This is a genomic window from Psychrobacillus sp. (assembly GCF_032154225.1).
Taxonomy (GTDB): Bacteria; Bacillota; Bacilli; order Bacillales_A; family Planococcaceae; genus Psychrobacillus.
The window spans coordinates 1-19,195 of record NZ_JALDYF010000013.1 but is presented as its reverse complement, the minus strand read 5'-3'; the positions used below and the strand labels follow the sequence as shown (position 1 = coordinate 19,195).

Annotated in this window: 13 protein-coding genes and 1 pseudogene; 10 read left to right on the top strand and 4 right to left on the bottom strand. The window is 36.6% G+C overall.

Annotated elements, in window-relative coordinates; all coding sequences use genetic code 11:
* The first annotated feature begins 12 nt into the window (after positions 1-12).
* The 6 genes from RUH95_RS15215 (at position 13) to RUH95_RS15190 (ending at position 7,441) form a co-directional block, all read left to right on the top strand.
* Positions 13-1,029, top strand: coding sequence for an NAD-dependent epimerase/dehydratase family protein (locus tag RUH95_RS15215; RefSeq protein ID WP_313893745.1), 1,017 nt, complete (start codon positions 13-15; stop codon positions 1,027-1,029).
* Positions 1,030-2,088: a dihydrodipicolinate synthase family protein gene (locus RUH95_RS15210; protein ID WP_313893744.1), complete on the top strand. Its 1,059-nt coding sequence runs from the start codon at positions 1,030-1,032 to the stop codon at positions 2,086-2,088.
* Between the two features lie 56 nt (positions 2,089-2,144).
* Positions 2,145-3,470: a GGDEF domain-containing protein gene (locus RUH95_RS15205; RefSeq protein ID WP_313893743.1), complete on the top strand. Its 1,326-nt coding sequence runs from the start codon at positions 2,145-2,147 to the stop codon at positions 3,468-3,470.
* Positions 3,467-4,327 (top strand): Gfo/Idh/MocA family oxidoreductase, encoded by an 861-nt coding sequence (locus RUH95_RS15200; RefSeq protein WP_313893742.1) that lies wholly within the window; start codon positions 3,467-3,469, stop codon positions 4,325-4,327. The genes RUH95_RS15205 and RUH95_RS15200 overlap by 4 nt, the downstream gene beginning before the upstream one ends.
* Before the next feature lie 197 nt (positions 4,328-4,524).
* The gene (locus tag RUH95_RS15195; RefSeq protein WP_313893741.1) at positions 4,525-4,980 is read left to right on the top strand and encodes a nucleoside deaminase; all 456 of its coding nucleotides are present in this window, start codon (positions 4,525-4,527) and stop codon (positions 4,978-4,980) included.
* 625 nt (positions 4,981-5,605) lie between these two features.
* Entirely contained in the window at positions 5,606-7,441 is a 1,836-nt protein-coding gene (locus RUH95_RS15190) for a glycoside hydrolase family 10-like protein (protein WP_313893740.1), read from the top strand.
* Between the two features lie 93 nt (positions 7,442-7,534).
* On the opposite strand, the pseudogene RUH95_RS15185 reads toward RUH95_RS15190, so the two are convergent.
* Positions 7,535-7,898 (bottom strand): annotated as a pseudogene (locus RUH95_RS15185) (SET domain-containing protein).
* 479 nt (positions 7,899-8,377) lie between these two features.
* Here RUH95_RS15185 and RUH95_RS15180 point away from each other — a divergent pair.
* Positions 8,378-13,702: a S8 family serine peptidase gene (locus RUH95_RS15180; RefSeq protein ID WP_313893739.1), complete on the top strand. Its 5,325-nt coding sequence runs from the start codon at positions 8,378-8,380 to the stop codon at positions 13,700-13,702.
* A gap of 178 nt (positions 13,703-13,880) precedes the next feature.
* Here the strand turns inward: RUH95_RS15180 and RUH95_RS15175 are convergent, their stop codons facing one another.
* Positions 13,881-14,360: a sigma-70 family RNA polymerase sigma factor gene (locus tag RUH95_RS15175; RefSeq protein ID WP_313893738.1), complete on the bottom strand. Its 480-nt coding sequence runs from the start codon at positions 14,358-14,360 to the stop codon at positions 13,881-13,883.
* 218 nt (positions 14,361-14,578) lie between these two features.
* Between RUH95_RS15175 and RUH95_RS15170 the strand changes: the two genes are divergently transcribed.
* Positions 14,579-15,697 (top strand): polysaccharide deacetylase family protein, encoded by a 1,119-nt coding sequence (locus RUH95_RS15170; protein ID WP_313893737.1) that lies wholly within the window; start codon positions 14,579-14,581, stop codon positions 15,695-15,697.
* On the opposite strand, the gene RUH95_RS15165 is transcribed toward RUH95_RS15170, so the two are convergent.
* Positions 15,692-16,528 carry a putative bifunctional diguanylate cyclase/phosphodiesterase gene (locus RUH95_RS15165; RefSeq protein ID WP_313893736.1) on the bottom strand — a complete coding sequence of 279 codons (837 nt, stop codon included), beginning with the start codon at positions 16,526-16,528 and terminating at the stop codon, positions 15,692-15,694. The two genes, RUH95_RS15170 and RUH95_RS15165, sit on opposite strands and share 6 nt — an antisense overlap.
* A gap of 137 nt (positions 16,529-16,665) precedes the next feature.
* Complete coding sequence (locus tag RUH95_RS15160) at positions 16,666-16,791, bottom strand: hypothetical protein (protein ID WP_313893735.1); 126 nt, start codon at positions 16,789-16,791, stop codon at positions 16,666-16,668.
* 46 nt (positions 16,792-16,837) lie between these two features.
* Here RUH95_RS15160 and RUH95_RS15155 point away from each other — a divergent pair, with 46 nt between their 5' ends.
* Both RUH95_RS15155 and RUH95_RS15150 read left to right on the top strand, forming a co-directional pair.
* Entirely contained in the window at positions 16,838-17,713 is an 876-nt protein-coding gene (locus RUH95_RS15155; RefSeq protein WP_313893806.1) for a helix-turn-helix domain-containing protein, read from the top strand.
* A gap of 554 nt (positions 17,714-18,267) precedes the next feature.
* On the top strand, positions 18,268-19,195 hold a 928-nt coding region (locus tag RUH95_RS15150), incomplete at its 3' end, for a hypothetical protein (protein ID WP_313893734.1).

Sequence of the window (19,195 nt, the reverse complement as noted above, 5' to 3'; positions counted from 1 at the left end):
GGAGGACTTACATTGAAAACAGTTGAAGAATTAGAAAATTTAATGACAGAGCCATCTGAAGCGTTAGTAGGGGATATGCGTAAGCTTGAAGGGAATATAATTATTTTAGGTATTGGGGGAAAGATGGGTCCAACTCTTGCAGTTATGGCTAAAAAGGCAATTGATAGAGCAGGTGTCGACAAGAAGGTAATTGGAGTTTCTCGTTTTTCGAATGGAACTTTACAATCCGATTTAGAAAAAGAAGGAATTGAAACAATCGCTATTGATTTATTGGACGATGAAGAATTAAGAAAGCTTCCTATTGAAAAAAATATAATTTATATGGCAGGCAATAAATTTGGGACGACTGGTAATGAGCATTTTACTTGGGCTATGAATACGTATCTTCCTGGTAGAGTTGCGGAGCATTTTAAAGGTTCTAATATTGTGGCATTTTCCACTGGAAATGTGTACCCTCTAGTACCAATTTCTTTTGGTGGCTGTGATGAACTTCATCCAGTTGCTCCAGTAGGTGAGTACGGTCAATCTTCATTAGGGAGAGAGCGGGTTTTTACTTATTTTTCTCAAAAAGATAATACTCCGTTAACTATTTTCAGACTAAACTATGCAATAGACATGCGCTATGGTGTGTTGTTGGAAATTGCACGTTCTGTGTTCAATGAAGTTCCTATAGACCTATCTATGGGACATGTAAATGTTATTTGGCAAGGCGATGCGAATGAATATGCAATTCGCTCTTTACTAATAGCTAGTTCACCTGCAACGATTTTAAATGTAACAGGTCCAGAAACTCTATCTATTAGATGGCTTGCGTCAGAATTTGGACGAATGCTTGGCAAAGAGCCAATATTTACAGGAAAAGAAGAAGATAATGCATTATTAAATAATTCTAGTAAAGCACATAAACTATTTGGCTATCCAAGAGTTTCTATTCGTGAAATGATGGAATGGACAGCAGAATGGGTGAATAATGACGGTGAAACGCTTAATAAACCGACTCACTTCCAAGAGAGGAAGGGGGAGTTTTAAATGGTTTTATCACAAGAGCTTACGAAGCATTTGCAGGAAGGAACGTTCATCCCAGCTCATCCTCTTGCATTAACTAGTGAGAAGAAGTTGGATGAAAAAGCACAGAGGCGTCTAACTAGATACTATTTAGAGGCTGGAGTAGGTGGGATTGCGGTAGGTGTTCATACAACTCAATTTGAAATTCGAGACCCTGCTTTTAATCTTTTTGAAACTGTTTTACGGTTAGCGATAGAGGAAGTAGAGAAGGCGCAGTTACAGCGAGCCTTTTTAAAAATTGCTGGCGTGTGTGGAGGAACTGAACAAGCTTTGCAAGAAACAAAAATAGCCAAAAATCTAGGCTATGATATGGTATTATTAAGTAATGGTGGATTGAATGACTATTCTGAAAAAGAGTTAATTGATCGCACGAAAGAGGTTGCTAAAGAACTACCAGTGTTTGGATTTTATCTGCAACCTGCTGTTGGTGGCCGTGTTTTCAGCTATGACTTTTGGGAGCAATTTGCGAATATACCAAATGTAGTTGGGATTAAATTGGCTCCTTTTAATCGCTATCTTACTTTAGATGTCATTCGAGCTGTTAGCGCTTCCGCAAGAAGAGATGAAATTGCCCTTTATACAGGCAATGATGACAATATTATCGCAGATTTATTTACAACCTATGAGTTCGAACTAGATGGAAAAACAGTAGGAAAACAAATTGTCGGTGGCCTTCTAGGACATTGGTCGGTATGGACTCATGAAGCTGTAAAAATGTTTGAGCAATTAAAACTAGCAAGAGCTAATGAACAAGTAGACAAAAAGTGGTTTGCAATTGCTCAAAATGTAACCGACGCAAACTCTGCATTTTTTGATTCTAAACATGATTTTAAAGGAAGTATTGCTGGGATTAACGAAGTACTAACTAGACAAGGACTTCTAAATGGAAATTGGTGCTTGATGGATCATGAAGTATTGAGCCCTGGCCAGTCGGAGGAAATTGATAGAATTTATGCTACTTATCCTGAGCTACATGACGATGAATTTGTTCAGAATTTTTTAAAGAAGGAAAACGAACGATAAAAAGATGGAAGGACACATTCTGTAGGGTGTGTCTTTTCACGTTGGAAAGGTTGGATATGATGGAGACACATATAAAGGTTGGGGTAATTGGTCCTCTTTGGATTCGAGATACAATTATGCGATGTTTTGATCTCTTTCCTACAATCCAACCAACTTTCCGTTTGTCTGATGAAATAGAGGAAGCAAGAGATTTCACTGTTGAGCTAAGTGAAGAGGTAGATTGTTTATTATATTCTGGACGAATTCCATATTTAGTAGCGAAAGACGAAATCCCAGTTGATGTTCCTGCATTTTATATTCCCTTAAAAGGATCTGGACTATATAAAGCACTTTATAAATTAAATAAGAAAAACGACCTCACACATATAAGTTTTGATGGCATACAAAACGAATATATTGACATAGTAAAAACAAATTTAGAAGAAACTTTTGAATATAGTAATTTTAAAGAGATTGTTTCATTGGAAAATGTGGAGGACTTAGTTAATTATCATCTTGAAAATGTCTCAAGGACACCTGCTGCAGTTGTTATTACAAGTTTGAAATTAGTAAGTGAGTCTTTAACCGAAAAGCATATTTTGAACGAATGGCTGAAGCCTTCAGAGGAAGATATTGTAGTTGCTATTGAGAGAATGCTTCTCGCAACAAATCAGCGAAAGCAAAAAGAAATGCAAATCATATTAGGAAGAATTTTCATCGAAAATGTAGCTGTTACTATGAATGAATTCATGACAGAACAGCAAGTACAAAAACGAAACCATGAAATTTATCGAATGCTCCTACATTTTGCAGAGCAAATGAGTGGCTATTTAACTGCTTTAAGCAGTAATGAGTATTTATTTGTCACAAATCGAGGAATTTTTGAACGAATTACCGAAGGATATAAGTATCTTCCAATAGTAGATGAGGTAAAGAAGAAACTAGGGGTTCATCTATCCATAGGAATTGGTTTTGGTTTTACGGCATTAGAAGCAGGTTCACATGCGAGGGTAGCGCTCATCCAAGCTCAGGAAAGTGGGGGCTCTTGCTGTTTTATCGTAAGAGAAGACCGAAGTGTATTTGGTCCAATTGATTTGATGGCTCCGATGAAGTACCCGATAGCAGTTACTGATCAATTACTAATACATCAAGCTGAACTTATCGGAATGAGTGCAGCGAATATAGAAAAGACGATGGCGCTGATTAAACGAAAAAAGAAAAATGAGTTTACTGCGCATGAATTAGCATCAGTTCTAGGAATAACGCCAAGAAGTGCGCATCGGATTGTCCAGTCTTGGCTAGATGCAAATCTAATAAAAGTAATTGGGACTGAAAAAATATCAAGAAGGGGTAGACCAAGGCAAGTGTTTTCCCTTTTGAATAATAAGGAGAGCAGCGGATGAAAATTGGTTTAATAGGCTTAGATACTTCACATAGTGAAATCTTTACTAGATTATTGAATGATCATAATGATCCATATCATATAGAAGGTGCTAGGATTACACATACAATACCTACCTTTTCGGAGGATTTATCAATTAGTAGCACTCGCTTTCCAAATTTTTATGATGTAGTAAAAAATACGTATAATGTTATTCCAGTAGAAGATGTAGAGGAGTTAATGAGTGTTGTTGATGCTGTCATCATTGGAACTGTTGATGGAAGGAATCATTTAGAGTGGTTTAAAAAGGTAGTAGGGTACAGAAAACCAGTTTTTATTGATAAACCGATAGTGATGAGTAGCGTGGAGATGGAGGAGTTGCGAAAACTAAGTGTAAAACATAATACTCCCGTAATGAGTTCTTCTTCTTTAAGATTCTCAGAGTCAGTAATGCAAGCTAAAGAAGATCCTACTATTCATAGTGGCTATTTCTATGGTCCGACTCCATTGCAGGAACAAATGCCAGGCTATTTTTGGTACGGTATTCACCTGCTCGAAATGGTCGTAACAATTTTCGGAACTGCGATCGAACAGTTGAAGCTTGAAGTTCTCTCTGATTGCGAGCAAATACATTTAACTTATACAAGTGGTAAACATGTCATTATTCGAGGAGAAAACTCGTGGCATAATCGTTTTGGAGCAGTTCTACATGCACCAGAAAAAGTTCATACTCTGAATCTTTGGGAAGAAAAAAAGCCATACTATGCAGGATTAGTAGAGCAAATCGTAGAATTTTTTGAAACAGGAGAGCCCACTGTGACATTAGAAGAAACAGCCCAAATCATTCAGCTAATCGAAAAAATTAATCGGTTAAAATGAAAGAAATTTGTCTGACACCCAAACAATTAAGGTCTTAAAGGATATAGTCTTTCAATCGAGAAATCGATTGAGAGGCTTTTCTTTATTAAGTATTGTTGTAACCAAACAATTCGGGACATAGTACTAAATTGTGTGCGTGCCTGGCACCCACACAATGGAAGTTATGATATTATGTTTTCAAAGAGAGGAGATTGATCATGGACCAGTTTATGAAGCGGGCGGTTGAATTAGCTGTAGAGAATGTGCAAAATGGAGGCCAGCCTTTTGGAGCAGTTCTTGTAAAAGACGGTAAGATTGTTGCAGAAGGTGTGAATGAGCTACATATCAAGCAAGATATTAGTGGACATGCTGAACTACTAGCAATTAGAAGAGCGCAGGAGCAATTACAAACAAATGATTTATCTGGATTTACGATGTATGCTAGCGGATTTCCGTGTCCCATGTGTTTCGCTGCAATGAATTTTGCTGGGATTGAGAAGGCATTTTATTGTGCAAGTCTTGATGAAGCAAAAACTGTTGGTCTTGGGAAATCTGCTTTGATTTATGAAGAGTTACAAAAGTCACAAGAAGAGCGTTCGTTCGAGATGATTTATATGGAGCTCGAAGAAGGGTTAGCAGATCCAATGGAGTTGTGGTCCAAGGTACCTAAATAATTGTGTGGCTGCCTGTGAACGCATACAACTATTGGTCGTTCCGATAATCTATACAATACCTTGCATACGCAGGTGCAGTTTTTCAGTACCTGCTGGTAATATGCTTCGAAGTAAAGTTAACTGAAGGAACGGTTAATTACTTCTATAGTTGTGGTAATAATAAGGATAGGAAGAGTAAGGATATTGTTCCAGCGAAGCTACCATAGGAATTTTTGTTTCGATTTGATTCGTATGAATATAGCTACTAACATGTCAAAGGCCGGTGGAGTCGAGAACCTCTTTTGAAAAGTAGCGATGTTCATAGATTTGCCCTGTGTACTTAATGCGATAATAATCACTATATCGTTTATTAATACGACTCATCAACTTTCCTAATGGAACTATTTCGGAACGAAGTAATGAATAGAAAAAAGGGCCACAATTTGATTTTGGCCCTTTTTGTCGTGTTAAAATTTAATTTTTGTTTGGGTGCCAGGTACTCAAACAAATGTAGACAAACAATTCGGGACATAGTACTTACCGAAACATAGTGTATTCTTCTCAAGGAAATAGCACCAATACATGATATAATTGGGTAATGGAAATATTCGAACTACACAAATAATCAAAGAAATGGACGTAAATTATGATGAAAAAAAATCTATTTAAAACAGTATTATCAGTTGCAATGTCACTCATGTTATTTATTACATTACTACCTTTACAGGCGCAGGGAGCAGCCCTGACGCCGCCTAAAAACGAGATGCGTGCAGCTTGGATTGCAACGGTTACAAATATCGATATGAAGGCTGGGATGAATGAGCTTCAATATACTGCTTGGGCGCGACAAACATTAGACCATTTGAAGGCTAATAAATTCAATGCAGTCATTTATCAAGTAAAACCGACAAACGATGCTTTGTATCCGTCCAAACTAGCACCATGGTCATCTTACATAACAGGGGGAAAACAAGGGAAGAATCCTGGTTATGATCCATTATTAATCATGATAAACGAAGCACACAGTCGTGGAATGGAACTACATGCTTGGGTCAATCCTTACCGAGTAACAATGCCGGGGCAATCATTAGAAAGTCTTGCATCTAATAATGTAGCCCGCACAAATCCTAACTGGGTAGTTAAGTATGGCAAGCAATACTATTTGAATCCAGGACTGCCGGAAGTACAAAATTACTTCATTTCTACGATCGAAGAATTAGTAGCTAACTATGATATTGATGCTGTACATATGGATGATTATTTTTATCCTTATAAAATTAAAAATGAAGCATTTCCGGACCAAGTAACATTCGAAAAATACGGTACTTCATTCAAAAAAATAGAGGATTGGCGCAGAGATAATGTAACCCAACTTGTCAAAAAAATAAATACAACGATTAAAAAGACTAAAGCATATGTGCAATTTGGGATTTCACCATTTGGGGTTTGGCGTAATAAGTCCATGGATCCAACTGGAAGTGATACACGCGCCAGTGTTGCGAATTATGACGATTTATATGCAGATACAAGACAATGGATAAAAGATGGTAGTATTGACTATATTACTCCTCAAATCTATTGGTCTAAAACATTATCTGTAGCAAAATATTCCACTCTATTAGAATGGTGGAGCAAGGAAGTACACACGTATGCAAGCGAACATCCTGTCAACTTATACATTGGTGTTGCTGATTATAAAGTAGGTAGTGATGCAGATAAGGCTTGGAACAATAAAATGGAATTACCAAATCAAATAATTGAGAATAGAACAAACCCAATTGCAGCAGGTCAAATGCATTTTTCTTTAAGAAGCATTCAAAAAAATATACTAGGCTATGCAACAATTCTTCAGCAAGACTTATATAACTATCATGCACTAACTCCAGCAACTCCTTGGAATAACGGGGATGTTCCAGAAATGCCAACAACCGTAGAAGTTAGCAAAAGTGCGGATGGAATGAAGTTAGTGATCCTAGATCAAAATAAAAAACAACCTAGAAAATATGTAATCTATCGTTCTGAAGGAAATGAAGTAGAATCGTATGATACGGCAAAAAATATAGTAGGTGTTGTATATAATTCAGATGGGAATACGATATTTGTGGATAAGACAGCAGATTTGGAAAAACGCTATACGTATGGAGTTACTGCTGTGTCCGCAACTGGAGTAGAAAGTATAGGTACTAAGCTTCCAAACAATTCACCTACTGCAACGAAAGTAATGTGGGGAAAAACGGAGTTAAAACGTGGTCAAATCGGAAAAGTGACTATTATGGCTGATACCCCCTTAGTAAAACTAGAAAGTGATGGATCTTTGACGACTGTTCGCATATTAAATAAGGGTGATGAGTTCCGAGTGTATAGTTACAAAGAGGAGCAAAATGGATTGTATGGATTAGGTGGAGGTAGCTATGTTCAAAAAAACATAGCAAAAGTAAAGTATGAAACACCATCTAAAGCAAAACTAGCTCTTTTACAATAAGTGCCAGGCACCCACACAATTCAACAAAATAACCATCTATCAAAATAACTGATAGATGGTTATTAAAGTTGTTTTCATTTATTCCTTGTTAAACTAAAGTTCTTCTTTATCATCAACGTCGCCATTGTAATTGATAAGAATTTCATCCCCTGCTTTTATATCAGTGTAAGCAAAGAAGTCGAATGTATGGTTGTCAAAATTAATATCATACATGGGCACTAGGTTCATACGAATGATTAAACAACATTCCATAACCTAGAAGGATTTCAGAATGATTTATGCCATACTCAAAAGCATAATCCGCGAGCAAAGTTTGCTCGATATGCTGATGCTGTTCGTTAGGATATGAAATAACAGGTGCTTCATGTAAAAGTTGCCCTTTTTTAATATCACATGTAGCAAATACCCCTCTATTGAATTCTCCATCACTTAATGGAGATGTTTTTACCTCAATCATGTTTTTCGCCTACTCACTTTAAAATATTCTCTCTAACTGTAAGACTAATTTGGCTATTTGGCTTCTTTTATTTTCAAAGAGACTGATTTTCTTCCCAAAAATTGCTCCGTTTTTTTATTGGAGCATTTATCAAGTAGGAAAAAAGTTATCGACAAAACTTTTATAAGGTAAAACCATCCCTTTGATGAGATTTGTATGTTTGCGACAAGAAAATAGATTAATAGGTAGCGTAAGAAAGATTTTAACTTTTGCTAATAACCTAGGAATGATATTATTCAACAAAAACTATTTTATTGTCGTAAATGATCGTTCGAATTTTCTTGAAAAAGAACAGTTTCGGTTATAAAGTAACGTAAAAATGGAGGTGAGCAGGCACCCATATAATTTTAAATTGTCATAGCATCATAGATTAGGACATACATTAGCAAAGTATCATACTAGGCACAAATTGCTTCATTTGTGCATAAGGGGGAAAAGTATTGAGAAAAAGAATTGGCAGTAAATTTTTTAGTGCGTTCATGGTACTAGCTATGGTATTTTCATTGCTTGGTCCGATGTCGACTGCATCTGCAAACGCAGGTGTAAAGCCGTTCAAGCAAAACACTCAAAGCGAAAGTACTTTGCAACAAAAGTCAGCAATTGCTGAACAACTAAATGTGCTAGAAGGTGGATCTAAACTACACAAAGATCTGCAAAATCTTTCAGGCAATCAAGACGTAGCAGTAATCATTCATTTATCTGAAAAACCGGTCGCTCTTGAAAAAGGAATAAGTGAACTAAAAGGAAAAGCATTTTCCATCACACAAGAAAATGCAGTAAGAGCAAAAGTAAAAACACAGCAAATATCTGTGAAAAAAGCATTAACAATAAATAATATTGCCATTAAACAAGGCTATGCTTTCGATACAGTTTTAAACGGTTTTGCTGCGGTTGTAAAAGCGGACGACCTTGACAAGCTCCTTACAATCCCAGGGATTACGCTTGTAGAACCAGATGCAATTGTTTATGCATCGGAAGAAACCAAAAAGTCTAAACCGAATAAAACTACTATGCCAATAAAAGATACAATAATAGAAGCGAAGATGAATACAAGTAATTCCTTTCTAGGAATTGAAAAGCTTTGGAATGAAGGGATAGAAGGCCAAGGTATCAAAGTGGCAGTACTTGATACTGGAATCGATGCCGATCATCCAGAGTTTGCTGGAATTTATAAAGGTGGAAAGAACTTCATCCCGAACTCGTCTGTCTATACGAGAACTCGTGCGGAAGATGATGCATCGGAAACTTCTCCTGTAGAACGTCCAGCAGGAACTCCTGAGTTTAATGAAAGAGGAAGTGCGTTCTATACGTCACATGGTACGCATGTAGCGGGTACAATCGCAGCAATTGGCGCGAACGAATACGGCATTAAAGGAATTGCACCTAAAGTGGATCTTTACGCTTACCGAGTGCTTGGAGCATATGGAAGTGGGTCTAATTCAGGTATTGTAAAAGCGATTGACACAGCAGTGATAGAGGGTATGGATGTTATCAACTTATCTCTAGGCGGAGGATCAAATACTGAAACCGATGCCGGATCTTTTGCGATCAACAACGCTATGATGGCGGGAACAATTGGTGTACTTGCAACTGGTAACGATGGACCTAACCGAGGAACAATATCTCCTCCTGCAACATCACGTTTAGGTATTGCAGTTGGTAACACAACGAACCCAGAAACAATGTACAACGGAGAAGTAAAGGTTAAGGTTGGTGACTATAATCTTACTAAACAATTGCAATTGATGGGTACTACTTTTGGGAAAGATTTAGCAACACAACTTCAAGGTGAATTTGACGTAGTTGCAATTCCTGGAAATGGAGAAGCAAAAGATTATGTTGGGCTTGATGTAGATGGCAAGGTTGCACTGATTTCACGTGGTGGCATTGCATTCGTCGAAAAAATTGATTATGCAGTGCAAAATGGAGCAGTAGCAACTATTATCCATAACTTTGCTGGTGGTACGAATGCACCTAATGCATCAGGAACATTCCTTGGCGATTCATTCGCATTTGTTCCAACGTATGATATGTCCCAAACAGATGGGGATGCAATTAGAGCAGCTTTAAAAAATGGAGAAGGAAAAGTTACGTTTGGTAATTTTAGCTCTACTAAAACAAATGGAGACGAAGTAAACGATTCAAGTTCACGTGGACCGACTACTCCGAACTTCGATATCAAGCCAGATGTAAGTGCACCTGGTACGAATATTATGTCTACAATTCCAATGTACAAAAAAGATTACCCAGATGCTGTTTACAATGAAGCATATGACCGAAAAACAGGTACATCAATGGCTACACCACATATCGCCGGAATTGCAGCGCTTGTTAAACAAGCAAACCCTAGTTGGAGTGCATTTGATGTAAAAGTTGCACTTTCTAATACAGCAAAAGTTCTTAATACAGCAAAATACGATGTATTTGCGCAAGGTGCTGGACGAGTAAATGCATATGCAGCAACTCATCCAAATGTACTTGCTTATGCACTAGACACTGCTGTTCAAAATGGAAACGGAACAATCGTTGAAAATTTAAAAGGAACAGTAACATTCGGTCCACAATCATTAAAAGAAAATCTTACTGTTACAAAACAAATTCGAGTAAAAGATATGAAAGGCACTGGAGGAACTTATACTGTAACGGTAGATAAGACAAAATCATTCGGTGACGCTAAGGTTACTGTTGATAAATCTTCATTTACACTTAATGGTGAGCAACTATTAAATGTTACACTAACAGCTTCAAAAGTGGCTACTACAAAAGCTGGAGATGAAATTCTTGGCTATATTAACATTGTCGGTAATGGTAATGAAATTTCATTGCCATATGCAGCTGACTTTGGTATAGCTAACACGACAGCAATAACAGATATGTCTATTACGGAAACAGACTTATCCTTTGACGGCGACGGTGTACAAGATACAGCCGAGCTTAGATTCACATTGACTGGTAATGTTGGTCAAAACCTTGTCGAACTTTGGGACATCATGAACCCAGATGGTGGATTGTATGGAGATGGCTACATCGGAGCAATATATGGAAGTGCCTCACTTGCGAAAGGTTCTTGGAAACTAGATATTGATGGTCAGTACCAAAAATGGGGTACTACAGTTTTATCGACGATTCCAGACGGCCTATACACAGTAGACTTTAGTGCACAGCCACCTACTGGAGCAGTTATTGGTGATTATGTTGGACCGGTTGTTGTAAAAACAACGAAACCGGAAATTGCTGGCTCTGTGAAAGATGGAGTAGCAACAGGGCAAGTAACGGATAAATATATCACGTATAACGATGAATTATATTTGTATGGTTTAGAATTTGAGTTGAATGAAAAACTACACGCTTCTTATATTGCAACACAAAACGGCGTAGCTGCGGCTGCAGTGAACTTTAATTTGGCAGAAGACGGATCGTTCACATTCCCTGTAACGAATGAAACTGACTCAGTGAAAGTTATCATTACAGATGAAGCAGGCAATGTTGGCGAAGCGTTAATTTATGAAAAAGAAGCAGTAGAGGCAGTAGTAACGCTGTCTGTTAACCCAACAACATTGGATTTAACAACAGGTCAAACAGCACAACTTACAGTTACCGAAACTACAACACCAGCAACAGGAACTCCTACAAATAAAGACGTAACGGCAAACTCTACGTATGTTGTTGCAGATGAGTCTGTTGCAACAGTGAAGGACGGATTAGTAACTGCAGCAGCAAAAGGATCTACAACGATTACAATTACCAATGGTGAAAACAAAGCAACAGTAAACGTAACTGTAAAAGATTCAGTAGTTATCGTACCAGGAGTAAAACTGGTTTCAAATAAAACGGAACTTGTGTTAGAGCCTAAAAAAGAAGCGAAGTTGACGATTAAAGAAGTAACAACAACAGCAGATGGAAAAGTAAAAAATGTAGACGTAACAAAAGCTGCAACGTATAAAGTTGCAAATACTAAAGTAGCTTCCGTAAAAGATGGCTTAGTAACAGCAAAAGCGGAAGGAACTACAACAATAACAGCTAAATACGGTAAAAATGAAGTAACAATCCAAGTAACTGTTGCAAAATCTGTCATTACACTAACTTCCAATAAAACAGCAGTTAATCTGGGAGTAGGAAAAAATGTACAATTAACGATTAAAGAATCAGTAACAACGCCAGATGGAAAAACTAAAAACACAGACGTAACAAAAGCTGCAACATATAAAGTAGCAGATGGCAAAGTAGCTTCTGTAAAAGATGGTTTAATCACAGCAAAAGCTGCGGGAACGACAACAGTAACTGCTAAATACAATAAAAACGAAGTAACTATTCAAGTGACGGTTACTCAATCAGAAGTGACGTTAACTACCAATAAAACAGAAGTGAATTTGGAAAAAGGAAAAGAATCACAATTGAGCATTAAACAAGTAACAACAGGAGCAGATGGAAAACCAAAAACATTAGACGTAACAAAAACTGCAACATATACTGTGGCAGATGCTAAAGTGGCTACCGTAACGAAAGGCTTAATCACAGCGAATGCTGCTGGAAATACAACAATCAGCGTAAAATACGGTAATAATGAACTAACTGTATACGTGACTGTTACAGAGCCAGTAGTGACACTTACTACAAACAAAGAACAAATTGACTTAGAACCAGGAAAAGAAGCACAACTAACGATTAAACAAGTAACAACAGGAGCAGATGGAAAACCAAAAACAGTAGACGTAACAAGTTTTGCAACATATAAAACTGCAAATGCTAAAGTGGCTACTGTAGCAGGTGGTTTAATAAAAGCAAAAGCGGACGGAGCTACAACAATTAGCGTAAAATACGGTGGAAATGAACTAACTATACCTGTGAATGTTGCATCACCAGTAATGACATTGTCAGCAAACACAACACAAATTGACTTAGAAGCTGGTAAAGTAGCGAATCTAATCATTAAAGAAGTAACGACAGCACCAGGTGGAAAAGATACAGTAAAAAATGTTACAGTAAATGCAACATATAAAACAGCGAACGCTCAAGTAGCTACAGCAAGTGCAGGTGTAGTAACAGCGAAAAAAGCAGGAACTACAACAATTACTGTGAAATACGGTAAAAATGAAATACCTGTCAATGTGACGGTTACTGAACCAGAAGTAACTTTAAACGCAGACCAAACAGAAATTAATCTAGAATCAGGAAATGAAGCACAACTGACAATTAAAGAATCAACAACATCAGGTGGAAAAACAAAGGTAAATGACGTGACGGTAGCTGCAACATATAAAGTAACTGATGGGAAAGTAGCTTCCGTAACAGACGGTTTAGTAAAAGCAAAAGCTGCAGGAAGTACAACAATTACTGTTACTCACGGTAAAAATAAAGTACTTGTAAACGTGACAGTTACTGAACCAGTATTGACACTGATCGCAGACGTAACACAACTTGATTTGGCATTAGGAAAAGAAGCACAACTAACAATTAAAGAAGTAACAACAACATCGAGCGGATCAACAGACAGAGATGTTACAACAGCTGCAACGTATAAAGTAGCAAATAATAAAGTAGCAACTGTAACGAATGGTTTAGTGAGACCAAAAGCAGAAGGAAGCACAACAATTTCCGTTAAATATGGCGGAAAAGAAGTAGTAATCACGTTGAATGTTGGGAAATCAGGAAGCCTAGTAACTCCTGAAATTCAATTAACACCAGAAATTAAGGAAGTCCCAGAAACTCCAGAAGCACCAGCTATGACGATAGGCTATAGCAAACTAGGAGACTTGTATTTGTAAGGTGTATCAACGCAAAAAAGCAGCCGATTGTTTTCGGCTGCTTCAGACTGTAGGCAAACTCGAGTTTGCCTACGGTCTTTTTATTTGGCTTTCCAGTATATTCTCAAAATGTAGCTTAACTTGCGCGTAATGAAAAAGTTGCGAGTAAACCCTAAAACATTCCTTCAAAACTCACCTCTCACTTCATACTCTCCCTCAACTTTTCCAGCATTCGTTCACGTCGTTTTTTTATACCAGGTATCGTAATTCCTGCTCGGGTTGCAGCTTGTTGGAGTGAGATTCCTTCGACGAAAATCCAAGAAATTAGTTCTCGCTCGGTGCTCGTCAATTTTTCTAGTGCGAATCCTAAATTTTCATTTTCAAAGTTGCAAATGAGTGCATGATCTATTAAGATGCTCAATTTTTCATCTTCGACGGGGTTAACTGTTTCTTCCACGCGCTTTTCCTTTTTTAATTCGTCTAAAATTGCACCGTATATTGTCCGGTAAGCGAAAGGGGCAAAATCACCTTTTGTTGCATCGTATTTAACCCATGCTCTCCACAATGCGATCCGTCCCGCTTGTTTGTAAAACTCATGATTTTTGTAAATATTCAGTTTGCGCATGCAGGCAGAAATCATTGGCTCGTATTGTGTTAAAACGTTCTCAAATACATCCACTCCGTGATCCTTTTGACTCGTGCACGATTCGGTTATTCCTAGGTAGCCATAGCATAAACGCTTTTGGAATGAAGTTCGAATGAGCGAACAGGAAGTTTTTCTAGTGGAAACGGAGTATTTATATATGGATAATATGCTGTTCAGTAGAGAAAACATCCAATTCCATGCATTATTCCACCCTAACTTCTATATACATAGATTAGAAAGGGGCTAGGAGATTGAGAAAACTTTTTTCGATGTTACTACTATTATTCATTATTTCTATTTTTATTTCTTTCAAAGCTTTTGCCGCGGAGCAGCCTGTGAAATCCATTGCACTGCATGATGAAGTGTTGTCATTTGACGAAGGGGAAGTGCTTTTGCAGGATGGTCAGGTGTTCGTTCCTCTTGTTAAAATAGTGAGTTATTTAGGAGCAAATTTAGAATTCTCGGAAGATGGAATGACTCTCGCGATAACGAAAAATAAAAGCGAACTGACGTACAAACATTTAACGAAGACGACTTTACTAAACGGCAAAATTGTACAATCTCATCCAATTCGCTTTATCGAGCGAAATCTATACGTTTCCATTCAATTTTTAGGAGAAGCAACTGGATATAAAGTGGACTACCTACCAAGTATCCAAACGATGAGGCTAACAAACGACGTGGAAAAGTCGCTGGGCAACAATGCTTTTATTGAAAAACATAAGCCGAATACTGTCAGTACCAAGCCCACAGTGTATCTTACATTCGATGACGGTCCAAATAAATTCACAATCGAAAACATGCAAACTTTAAGCAACTATAAAATAAAAGGGACATTTTTCTTTGTTGGCAATCAAATAAAACACTACCCAGAAATAGTGAAGAAAACTGCACTTGAAGGGCATGCACTTGGACTTCACAGCATGACCCATAATAAAGAATCTTTGTATGCCTCAAGCAAGGCATTTATCAAAGAAATGAACGAAGTAAAAGCGTTAACGCAAAAACTAACAGGGCAATCTATCGTAATCACACGGGCACCATATGGTAGTTACCCGAATGTAACGAAAGAAATGGCAGGAGAGTTGGTGAACACAGGGTACAAGTTGTGGGATTGGGACGTCGATACACTCGACTGGAAGTACACAGAAGCAGAGTATAAACAAATTGTAGCCAACGTAAAAGCGGGCGTACAAAAAGCAGTAGCTGCGAAGGATCCACATATTGTCATCCTTCTCCATGATCGTGCTCAAACGGCAAAGGCATTGCCTGAAATAATAGCGTGGCTTCAAAAAGAGGGGTATACTATTTTGCCGTACGACCGATCAGACCATATTATTCAAAACTTTTTAAAGGACAAAAGATTATAGAGGATCTAATCGATCTTTCTGAAGAAGCTTGGCAAATTCAGTAGCGGGTAGGGGTTTGGAGAATAAGTAACCTTGAATTACATTGCAATTGTATTTTTGTAACACTTGGAGCTGTTCGTTTGTTTCAACTCCCTCAGCAATAACACTCATCTTTAACTGGTGAGACAATTGGATAATCATATTTACAATAAAATTGGAATCATCTTCATGTGAATTACTTAAGTTGTCAATAAAAGAACGATCAATCTTAAGTATATCTAACTTTCCTTTAAATCGATTTAAAGTAGAAAGAGATGAGTAACCTGTTCCAAAATCGTCCAATGCAATTTTAATGCCTAAACTTTTAAGGTCATCTAAAATGGAAAAAACAATTTCTTCATTTTCCAATAGAGACGATTCAGTAATTTCTATTTCCAAATACTGCGCTTCTAAATTTGTTTGCTTTAATGTTTCCATAATATTGGTAATTAAATCACGTTCTAAAAAGCGAGTAGCCGATAAATTAACGGAAACCGGAATGAGTGGTAGCTTTGCGTCTTGCCAAGCTTTATTTTGTTTACAAGCCGCATATTTAACCCATTTTCCAATTTCATTAATCAACCCAGTACTTTCAGCTAACGGAATAAATTCATTTGGCGAAACAAGGCCCCATTGTGGATGATTCCATCTTAAAAGAGCTTCCGCACCAATAATTTGATTCGTTTTTGCGTAAATTTTTGGTTGGTAATACAATTCTAATTGGTTTTTCTCTATTGCATATGGAAGACTAGATTTCAATGATTCTAGTTTATTTGTTTTGGATGTTGTAGGATCATTTACTTTTAAATGCATAACTTTTCTCCTCATTTATGTTAATATGAAAGCTCTCTCTATTAGAATTTCCAGTTGGCCTTACGCTTAGGTGAGAACAACTGGATTTTCAATAAGGGTGGGAAAAAACTTTTTATTTTTAGAAAAATCTAATAGAATTAATGAGCATATGGTAAATCATAAGTAGTAATTGGCCCTTGTACTTTTGTTAGAGCAGTTTCATTACTTGTATTTGCATAAAATACTACTGAAAAAACAAACAGAACAACTAATAATTTTTTCATCGTTTGTACCTTCCTTTCATAATAAGATGAGGTGATAGTTTTGGAAATGAAATACTTAGGTCTCGAAATTAGTAAGCTTCGAGTCGATTTAGGCATGTCTCAAAATGAGCTTGCCAAAGATATTTGCACACAATCGACGATTAGTCGGATTGAAGCAGGAGAAGTGTATCCAGCAATAGATACTTTATTGAAAATCGCGTTAAAGCTACAAGTCCCAATCGAATATTTGATCGAAATGTTATTTCATAAAAATGTCTTAGAAAGTGAAATGTTAATAAAAGATATAGAATTTCATTTGCGAGAACATAGATATCAAAAAGTTATTTCGATAATCAAAAGAAATGATATAGTTTCAGATAATATTTGGTTGAATTATTATTTAAAATATATTTTATATACAGCTCAATACGCATTGAAAATTATTACACCTGAAGAGTGTATAACAAATTTGAAGAATATTTTAAACTATTCTAACCAAACAACCATTCAATTTCGTTTTTTACATATAAAAATTAATAACAGTATTGCAAATATATACGGAGAAAACGGGGAAGCTCACAAAAGTTTATACTACTATAATAAAATTTTAAAAGAACATATTAGTAAAAATTATAGTGATTCTAAAATTTATGAAGCCCTTATTACCGTACTATTCAATAAATGTAAAACTCTTTATGATATAAACGATATTGAAACTGCACTCGAAACAGCAAACCAAGGGATAAAAAAATCGAAAGAGACACGTTTATTTATCCAAACTGGACAATTTTTATACTATAAAGGACAGTGTTTAGAAAAGAAAAACGCTCCCTTTATAGAAATCCAAGAAGTTTATAAGCAAGCTTTGTTCATTTTTGAATTCCTTGATTTTCCTTTTTTTATCAAAGCGATAAAAGAAAACAAAATACATTTCTTAATATAAGAGTTGGAAGTACCGATCTTAGTTTGCGATTCCAAAAAGTTTTCAGTAGCTGTGACTCCTCACGTCCTTCCCTTTTGGCACAAGAACGTAATAGTACAATGTAATCACTATGATGTGAAAACAAATACTTTGTACATATAAAATATACTGAACTTTCTCTGAACAATCATCAGATTATGCACAAATGGATATTTATTTAGTTTTTCTCAGCAATCCCATTAAGCTTTTAATAGCCTAATGGGATTTTTTAGTGCCAGGTGTTACAGGCACCCAAACAAATTCCAAGCAATTTATAGGTGTTTTTCTATGCACTATTAACATTCCTCAGTATTGTTACTACCCAATAATAATAGTATAGTAACCTTTAATTGATAGTTACTTTCAATTTTATTGCTTTTAAATACTTTATTTAACAATAATATTGTAAGTAATCATACCAAAAAGTAATATGGTTAAAATAGAGTAACGTTTATAAATGAAGACTAACATTCACTGTAGTGTTGAGATGCCACTGTGCATTTACAATAAATATTATTATTTGAAAGGAGAGAAAAATGAGAAAAAAACTATTAAAACAAACAGCTGTAGCGGTATTGCTAACATCTTCACTTCTATCTTTTTCACCAAGTGCATACGGAAATACTACTTCTATTCAGCAATCGGTGGACGAAGTGAAAATGGAAATGAAACAAGCACCAATGTACTACGTTACACCAGCACTAAAGAGGGAGCTTGTGTCTAGCTCTCAGTTATATTCGATTTTGAATAACGTAAAGAAGCATTATCAAGAAGTAAGAAAGATGATACTTGCATCTAATCTTTCAGAAAAAGAAAAGCAAGCGAAGCTGAAAGAACTAGATGCATTATATCAAGAGAAAATAGTTAAAGGGCTCATCCCGTATATCGACGCTTATAACTATGCAACGAAATATTTAGATCCTTTGCTTAAGGAAATAAAAGAAGCAGAAGCGAATAAAGACTTCGCAGCAGTCGAAAAAGCATATCATAAAATTTCTTTGCAACTAAAATCTCGAACGTCTATTTTATATCGCTTTACTGGAAAAGCACCTCGTGATTTATTGCTAGAAAAGTATAAAAGGCCAGCAGATAATAAACGTGATGAGCTAATTATTCCTGTAACTATTATGATGAAAGCTGCGAATGCACAACAGTTATTTCTTACAGGCAAAAAAGAAGAAGCGCAAAAAGAGATAGAAGATATCCTTGCTCTAGCAGCCAAACTATCTAGTGCAAATGCATTCCAACAAGCATTATTGAAAGAGTTGGAAAGAGTACAAGCCATTGTTTTTCCGACACCAGTGGTACCAGTAGTTCCGACTCCACCAGTAACACCTCCATCAACAGGTGGCAGTGGAGATAGTGGAGGATCGTCCGAAACTTCTGCTCAGCGAGCGTTACGCTTAGCGAAGACAGATGCGATAAAGGTGTTAACAGATTATAAAGTGGAAGCAGACTATAGTG

Bases quoted from the DNA above. Each gene is read 5' to 3' on its own strand.
- RUH95_RS15160 (WP_313893735.1), bottom strand. From the start codon at position 16,791: ATGAAAAAATTATTAGTTGTTCTGTTTGTTTTTTCAGTAGTATTTTAT.
- RUH95_RS15165 (WP_313893736.1), bottom strand. From the start codon at position 16,528: ATGCATTTAAAAGTAAATGATCCTACAACATCCAAAACAAATAAACTA.
- RUH95_RS15200 (WP_313893742.1), top strand. From the start codon at position 3,467: ATGAAAATTGGTTTAATAGGCTTAGATACTTCACATAGTGAAATCTTT.
- RUH95_RS15155 (WP_313893806.1), top strand. From the start codon at position 16,838: ATGAAATACTTAGGTCTCGAAATTAGTAAGCTTCGAGTCGATTTAGGC.
- RUH95_RS15210 (WP_313893744.1), top strand. From the start codon at position 1,030: ATGGTTTTATCACAAGAGCTTACGAAGCATTTGCAGGAAGGAACGTTC.
- RUH95_RS15195 (WP_313893741.1), top strand. From the start codon at position 4,525: ATGGACCAGTTTATGAAGCGGGCGGTTGAATTAGCTGTAGAGAATGTG.
- RUH95_RS15190 (WP_313893740.1), top strand. From the start codon at position 5,606: ATGATGAAAAAAAATCTATTTAAAACAGTATTATCAGTTGCAATGTCA.
- RUH95_RS15205 (WP_313893743.1), top strand. From the start codon at position 2,145: ATGATGGAGACACATATAAAGGTTGGGGTAATTGGTCCTCTTTGGATT.